Consider the following 7,462-nt stretch of genomic DNA (forward strand, 5'->3'; position numbering starts at 1 on the left):
AACACAGCACAACCATGAAAGCCATACCCGACGCCCCTGGGCAGTTCGAAGCCTACGGCCGAGGGCAACAACCACCCATCTAGAAAGGTAGGGAACCGATGAATGTGACCGAGCTGCGCGAGCTGGCCGCGCGCGGCGTGGCGGAGCTGAACGACGCCACCGCAGAAGAGCTGCTGCGCTGGACGGACCAGCATTTTCCCGGCAGCTGGGTGGCGGCTTCCAGCATGGCCGACGCGGTGCTGGTGGACCTGGCCGCAAAGGTCCGTCCCGGCGTCGGGGTGATCTTCTTAGACACCGGCTACCACTTCGCGGAGACCGTCGGCACCCGCGACGCGATCGAGGCAATCTACGACATCGAACTGCTTGATGTCACGCCCAAACAAACTGTGGCGCAGCAGGATACAGCACATGGGAAAGACCTGTTCACCAGCAACTCGACGCTCTGCTGCCAGCTGCGCAAGGTCGAGCCGCTGCGCAACGCGTTGCGCGGCTACTCGGCGTGGGTAACTGGGATACGCCGCGTCGAGTCGCGAACCCGCGCCAATGCCCCACTGATCGCCTTCGACGAGCAGTTCCAGCTGGTGAAGGTCAACCCGCTGGCGGCGTGGTCGGATGCCGACATGGCCGACTACATTGACGAGCACAACATCGTCGTCAATCCGCTTGTCGACAGGGGCTATCCGTCGATCGGCTGCGCACCGTGCACCGCCAAGCCGGCGGCCGGTGCCGATTCACGCAGCGGCCGCTGGGCGGGCACCGCCAAGACCGAGTGCGGGCTGCACGCGTCATGACACCTGATTCTGACGGCGCACGACAGCCTGCACCCGCGTTCGGCTGCGAACATCCAGACGGTTGCCGGCCACGTACGCTGGCTCGCACCGGAATTGGAGGTGCTGGATAGGCGGCTGGCCGAGGCGGACATTTCCGCAACACCGTATAGGACGAATCCGCAAAGTATTCTGTCTGGATGGTTGTCGAACGTGCGGTCACCCCGGCTGTGCTGGCAGCTCTGGCCGACACCCCGGTGGTCGTCGTCAACGGTGCACGGCAGGTCGGAAAAACCACGCTGGTTGCCTGGCTTGGCTATCCGGGGTCCAGTGCCGTCGTCTCCCTCGATGACGCCGCCAACCGCGATGCGGCGCGAGATGATCCCCGCGCGTTCGTTTAGCGGTTGGTTGACACGCTCGTCATCGACGAAGCCCAGACGCTGGTCGGCCGCGTAGAGATCATCGAACTCTGACCGTTCTCGCAAGGTGAGCGCATCGGCTTGGCGGACGCATTCGTCGACCTGCTGTTCACCGTGCCAGGTGAATTGATTCGCAGCGCCGACATCGGCCGTGCCCACCTGATCGAACGGATAGCCACCGGAGGTTTCCCGGACGTCATCGCTCGGTCACCGTCGAGGCGCCGGCTGTGGTTTGACAACGACCTCACCACGGCGACGCAATCGGTCATCCGGAGTTTTCAGCGATCGAGCGGCTTGCCGAAATTCCGCGATTGCTTCGCCTGTGCGCGGCGCGAACCGGGGCCGAGCTCAATGTGAGCGCGGTGGCGACCGAACGGTCCATTCCGGCCCGCACCATTGACGGCTATCTGGCGTTGCTGGAGACGGCTTTTCTCATCCACTGGGTGCCGGCGTGGTCAACCAACCGGACCCCAAGGTCATTCGAAGGCCGAAGCTGGTCGTGTCGGACAGCGGGTTGGCGTGCCACCTGCTCGGGGTCACCGGCGCGACGCTGGATCGCCGCGGCGGGCCGCTGGGACAACTCCTTGAAATGTTCGTGGTAAACGAGATTCGAAAGCAGCTCACCTGGTCGACTGAGCGGGCAACTCTGTGGCATTCCCGCGACCGCGGCGGCGCCGAAGTCGATCTCGTGCTCGAACACGCCGACGGCCGGATCTGCGGCATCGAGGTCAAGGCGACCAGCACGCCGCGCGCCGAGGACCTGCGCGGCGTCCGCTATCTTGCGGACCGGCTCGGTGACCGGTTCCAGTTTGGTGTCCTGCTCACCGCCGCTGCGAGGCTACCCCGTTCGGTCCGAAGCTCGCGGCTTTGCCGGTCAGGCACTCCATCTTCGCCGGAGTTGACGCCGCCGCGTTTCGAGCGGGCGAGACTGCGGCTGGTCACCCCCGAAACCACCGTCGCCGTCATCCGGTGGCCCGGCTGTAGATCTTGGTAATGGCACCGCCGTTCTTGTCGAACAGCGCCGCGTCGACGACATCCCAGCCGCCGAGATCGGCGATCGTCCACAGCTTCTCCGGCGTCGGAAACTCGGCCGCGAACTCGGCCGCGACCTCCGGGTCGACCGGTCGGAAGCCGGCGCGGGCCCACAACCGCTGGGCGTCAGCGGTGTACTGGAAGTTCTTGAACGCGGTGGCGGCATCAAGGTGAGTGCTGGTGGTCAGCACCGCCATCGGGTTCTCGATCCGCAAGGTCTGCGACGGGTTGACGTGGGCCACCGGCTTGCCCCTGCGCTCGATGGCGATCGCTTCGTTCTCGTAGCTGATCAAGACGTCGCCGCTGCCCTCGATGAAGAGGTCGGTGGCCTCCCGCCCGGACCCGGGCCGCAGCTTGACATGGTCGCCGACCAGGTGATCGATGAACTCCAGACCGGCCTGCCGGTCTTTGCCGCCGGCGCTTTTGGCAGCGTACGGAGCCAGCAGGTTCCACTTGGCCGAGCCGGAGATCAGCGGGCTGGGGCTGATCACTTCGACTCCAGGCGCCAGCAGGTCGTCCCAGTCGGAGATGTGCTTGGGATTGCCCTGGCGCACCACCAGGGTCACCACCGAACCGAACGGGATGCCCCTGGTGGCGTCTTTGTTCCAGCCGGCGGACACCATGCCGGCTGCCACCAACCGGGTGATGTCCGGTTCCACCGAAAAGTTCACCACATCGGCGGGCTTGCCGTTGGCGACGGCGCGCGACTGGTCACCCGACGCGCCGTAGGACGTCACGACGTGCACATCGGAACCGTCTTCGGTGTCGTTGAACGCCGGAATCACCTTGCGCCAGCCGAATTCGGGAACCGCGTAGGCTACCAGCGTGATTCTAGTGTGCGCGTCGGCTGGGCCTCCGTCGCCGACCATGTCGCCTCTGTCGCCTATGTCGCCGGGAGCGCCTCCGCATGCTGCAAGCAAGGCCCCGGTCAGGGTCAGCGCCAGCGCTCTGCGCCAGCCGGCAGGTTTGGGCATCGGTGTCCCTTCACTCGGCAGGGCGTCAGCGGTGCAGCAACCAGGCCAGGATCACCAAGACGATCAGGCTCACCAACACCAGTGTCACCTGCGAGCGCGGCATCCTGCCCATCAGGGCGCCTCGTCGTTTGCGTGGTGAGCCCAGCCGGCGCGCCGCCTCAACCGGATGCCCCGGATGCCCCGGATGCCCTGGATCCCATTGCCCAACAACGTGTCCAGCGCCACCGCCAGCCCGTAGGCCAACGTCAGCGCGACCGGCATCACCACTGCGGTCTGCAGCACGAAGTCCAGCCCCGACAGCCACAGCTCCACACCATCCCACCAGTTCAGGAAGCCGAGCACGATGCCACCCTATGCAGCGTTTATTTCCGGGGCTACCCGGACACGCCCGCCGGCAAGTGGACGGCGAGCAGGCGGGCCGCAATGATAGCCGCATGGTCCTGCACACCCACTCCACCAGTCAGGCCCGTGGGAGCTCCAACCAGGAGCCCGAAGACAAGCTCGACGGATACCAACCGGCGCCGTTGGCTGTCACCGCGCCGGTGCCCTACTCGGCGATGCGGCAGTTGCGTAGCCCGTTTCCGCCGATCGCCGATTACGCTTTCCTGTCCGACTGCGAGAACACCTGCTTAATCTCCGCGGCCGGCTCGGTGGAGTGGATGTGCGTGCCGCGGCCGGACTCCCCGAGCGTGTTCGGCGCGATCCTCGACCGTACCGCAGGCCACTTCCGGTTGGGACCCTACGGCGTGTCGGTGCCGTCGGCCCGGCGCTACCTGCCCGGCAGCCTGATCCTGGAGACCACCTGGCAAACCCACACCGGATGGCTGATCGTTCGCGACGCGCTGGTGATGGGTCCCTGGCACGACATCGAAACCCGGTCGCGGACCCATCGTCGCACCCCGACCGACTGGGATGCCGAGCATATCCTGTTGCGCAGCGTCCGGTGTGTCAGCGGAACCGTGGAGCTGATGATGAGCTGCGTGCCGGCCTTCGACTACCACCGGGACGTCGCCGGGTGGCAATACTCGACGAATGCCTACGGCGAGGCCATCGCCCGGGCCAAGGAGGACCCGGACTCGCATCCGACGTTGCGGTTGACCAGCAACCTGCGGATCGGCCTGGAAGGCTGCGAAGCGCGGGCCCGCACCCGCCTCATGGAGGGCCACAACGTCTTCGTCGCGCTGAGCTGGTCCACCCACCCGGCGCCGCAGACCTACGAAGAGGCCTCCAGCAAACTGTGGAACACCACCGAATGCTGGCGGCAGTGGATCAACATCGGTGACTTCCCCGACCATCCGTGGCGGTCGTATCTGCAGCGCAGCGCGCTGACGCTTAAGGGCCTGACCTACTCCCCCACCGGCGCGCTGCTGGCGGCCAGCACCACCTCGCTGCCGGAAACACCTCAGGGCGAACGCAACTGGGACTACCGCTACGCATGGGTTCGTGATTCGACGTTCGCGTTGTGGGGCCTTTACACCCTGGGCCTGGATCGCGAGGCAGACGACTTCTTCGCGTTCATCGCCGACGTGTACGGTGCCAGCAACGACCAACCCCACCCGCTGCAGGTGATGTACGCCGTTGGTGGCGAGCGCGAACTCGACGAAGAAGAGCTGCCCCACCTGTCCGGGTATGACAACGCCCGACCGGTGCGGGTCGGCAACGGCGCCTACCGGCAGCGCCAGCACGACATCTGGGGCACCATGTTGGACTCGGTATACCTGCACGCCAAGTCCCGGGAACAGATCCCGGAGGGGCTGTGGCCGGTGCTCAAGCAGCAGGTGGAGGAGGCCATCGAGCACTGGCGCGAACCCGACCGCGGGATCTGGGAGGTTCGCGGCGAACCGCAGCACTTCACCTCGTCGAAGGTGATGTGCTGGGTTGCGCTGGACCGCGGGTCGAAGCTGGCCGAGCTACAAGGCCACACCAGCTACGCCCAGCAGTGGCGGGCCGTCGCCGAGGAGATCAAGGCCGACGTGCTGGCCAACGGCGTGGACTCCCGCGGTGTGCTGACCCAGCGCTACGGCAGCGACGCACTGGACGCCTCCCTGCTGCTGGCGGTGCTGACCCGGTTCCTGCCGCCGGACGACCCGCGGGTGCGCGCCACCGTGCTGGCCATCGCCGATGAGCTCACCGAAGACGGCCTGGTGCTGCGTTATCGGACCGAGGAGACCGACGACGGGTTGGCCGGCGCGGAGGGCACCTTCACCATCACGTCGTTCTGGCTGGTGTCGGCGCTGGTGGAGATCGGTGAGGTCAGTCGCGCCAAACATCTATGCGAACGTTTGCTGTCATTCGCCAGCCCTCTGCACCTCTACGCCGAGGAGATCGAGCCGCGCACCGGACGGCACCTGGGCAATTTCCCGCAGGCGTTCACCCACCTGGCACTGATCAACGCGGTGGTGCATGTGATCCGCGCCGAGGAGGAGTCCGACAGCTCCGGGGTGTTCCAGCCCGCCAACGCGCCCATGTAGGTCACCCGGTTTCGCGGCGAACATGCAGAAAATCGCACGCCCGGTGCCTCCACGATACGATTCTCTGCATGCTCACGGGTGCGGCCGCTACTTCTTGGGCTTGTCACCACCCGTGTCGGTGGACAGCGCCGCGACGAACGCCTCCGGCGGCACGTCGACCCGTCCGATGGTCTTCATCCGTTTCTTGCCCTCTTTCTGCCTCTCCAGCAGTTTGCGTTTGCGGGTGATGTCGCCGCCGTAACACTTGCTCAACACGTCCTTGCGGATCGCGCGAATATTCTCCCGGGCAATGATTTTCGACCCGACCGCCGCCTGCACGGGCACCTCGAACTGCTGGCGGGGGATCAGTTCCTTCAACTTGGCGGTCATCTTCTGGCCGTAGGCCGCCGCGGCATCTTTGTGCACGATGGCGCTGAACGCGTCGACGGCCTCGCCCTGCAACAGGATGTCGACTTTGACCAGTGCGGCTTCGGAGTCGCCGGCCTTCTCGTAGTCCATGCTGGCGTAGCCGCGGGTGCGTGACTTCAGCGCGTCGAAGAAATCGAAGATGATCTCGCCCAGCGGCAGGACGTAGCGCAGCTCGACGCGCTCCGGGGACAGGTAGTCCATACCTCCGAGCACACCGCGCCGGGTTTGACAGAGCTCCATGATGGTGCCGATGAACTCGCTGGGCCCGATGATGGTGGTCTTGACCACCGGCTCGTAGACGGCGGCGATCTTGCCGGGCGGCCAGTCCGACGGGTTGGTCACCGTCACCTCGGTGCCATCTTCTTTCACCACCCGGTAGACGACGTTCGGCGCGGTGGCGATCAGGTTCAGCCCGAATTCGCGTTCCAGCCGCTCCCGGGTGATCTCCATGTGCAGCAGACCCAAGAAACCGCAGCGGAACCCGAAGCCCAGCGCCAGCGAAGTCTCCGGCTGGTAGGCCAGCGCTGCGTCGTTGAGCTGCAGCTTGTCCAGCGCGTCGCGCAGGTTTGGGTAGTCGGAGCCGTCGACGGGATACAATCCGGCGTACACCATCGGCCGTGGTTCCCGGTAGCCGGTCAGCGCCTCGGTGGCACCGTGGCGTGCGGTGGTGACGGTGTCGCCGACCTTGGACTGGCGTACGTCCTTGACCCCGGTGATCAGGTAGCCGACCTCTCCGGCGCCCAGCCCGGCCGTGGCTTTCGGTTCGGGTGAGACGATGCCGACCTCCAGCAGCTCGTGGGTGGCACCGGTGGACATCATCGCGATCTTCTCGCGCGGGGTGATCGTGCCGTCGACGACGCGGACGTAGGTGACCACGCCGCGATAGATGTCGTAGACGGAGTCGAAGATCATCGCCCGGGTGGCCGCGTCGGCGTTACCCACCGGCGGCGGCACCTGACGCACCACCTCGTCGAGCAGCGCTGGCACCCCCTCGCCGGTCTTGCCGGATACCCGCAGCACCTCGCTGGGCTCGCATCCGATGATGTGGGCCAGCTCGGCGGCGTAGCGGTCCGGGTCGGCGGCCGGCAGGTCGATCTTGTTGAGCACCGGAATGATCGCCAGGTCGCGGTCCAGCGCTAAGTACAGATTGGCCAGGGTCTGCGCCTCGATGCCCTGGGCGGCGTCGACCAGCAGCACCGCCCCCTCACAGGCCGCCAACGCCCGGGACACCTCATAGGTGAAGTCCACATGGCCGGGGGTGTCGATGAGATGCAGCACATAGCCTTGGCCTGCGACGGTCCAGGGCAGCCGCACGTTCTGCGCCTTGATGGTGATGCCGCGTTCCCGCTCGATGTCCATCCGGTCCAGGTACTGCGCGCGCATCGCGCGCT

General features: G+C 66.1%; 5 protein-coding genes and 1 pseudogene. 3 read left to right on the plus strand and 3 right to left on the minus strand.

Features of this window, described 5'->3' with window-relative positions; translation table 11 throughout:
• Positions 1-98: 98 nt before the first annotated feature.
• Positions 99-791: a phosphoadenylyl-sulfate reductase gene (locus AC2VOP_RS16345; RefSeq protein WP_486961946.1), complete on the plus strand. Its 693-nt coding sequence runs from the start codon at positions 99-101 to the stop codon at positions 789-791.
• 176 nt (positions 792-967) lie between these two features.
• A pseudogene (locus tag AC2VOP_RS16350) lies at positions 968-2,062 on the plus strand (ATP-binding protein); the annotation flags it as partial.
• Positions 2,063-2,148: 86 nt separating this feature from the next.
• On the opposite strand, the gene AC2VOP_RS16355 reads toward AC2VOP_RS16350, so the two are convergent.
• Together AC2VOP_RS16355 and AC2VOP_RS16360 are read right to left on the minus strand one after the other, a co-directional pair.
• On the minus strand, positions 2,149-3,192 hold the full coding sequence (locus AC2VOP_RS16355; protein ID WP_486961947.1) for an extracellular solute-binding protein: 1,044 nt from the start codon (positions 3,190-3,192) through the stop codon (positions 2,149-2,151).
• Between the two features lie 111 nt (positions 3,193-3,303).
• Positions 3,304-3,534 (minus strand): hypothetical protein, encoded by a 231-nt coding sequence (locus AC2VOP_RS16360; RefSeq protein WP_486961948.1) that lies wholly within the window; start codon positions 3,532-3,534, stop codon positions 3,304-3,306.
• Positions 3,535-3,626: 92 nt separating this feature from the next.
• Here AC2VOP_RS16360 and AC2VOP_RS16365 point away from each other — a divergent pair, with 92 nt between their 5' ends.
• Positions 3,627-5,663 carry a glycoside hydrolase family 15 protein gene (locus AC2VOP_RS16365; protein ID WP_486961950.1) on the plus strand — a complete coding sequence of 679 codons (2,037 nt, stop codon included), beginning with the start codon at positions 3,627-3,629 and terminating at the stop codon, positions 5,661-5,663.
• An 87-nt stretch (positions 5,664-5,750) separates the two neighbouring features.
• Here AC2VOP_RS16365 and lepA read toward each other — a convergent pair.
• Positions 5,751-7,462: translation elongation factor 4 (lepA, locus tag AC2VOP_RS16370; protein ID WP_486961949.1), on the minus strand; the 1,712-nt coding region annotated here is incomplete at its 5' end.

This window comes from Mycobacterium sp. TH-M106, from assembly GCF_057473765.1.

What these genes read in the sequence shown, in the direction of transcription:
- AC2VOP_RS16345 (WP_486961946.1), top strand. Translation starts at nt 99, where the DNA reads ATGAATGTGACCGAGCTGCGCGAGCTGGCCGCGCGCGGCGTGGCGGAG.
- AC2VOP_RS16355 (WP_486961947.1), bottom strand. Translation starts at nt 3,192, where the DNA reads ATGCCCAAACCTGCCGGCTGGCGCAGAGCGCTGGCGCTGACCCTGACC.
- AC2VOP_RS16365 (WP_486961950.1), top strand. Translation starts at nt 3,627, where the DNA reads ATGGTCCTGCACACCCACTCCACCAGTCAGGCCCGTGGGAGCTCCAAC.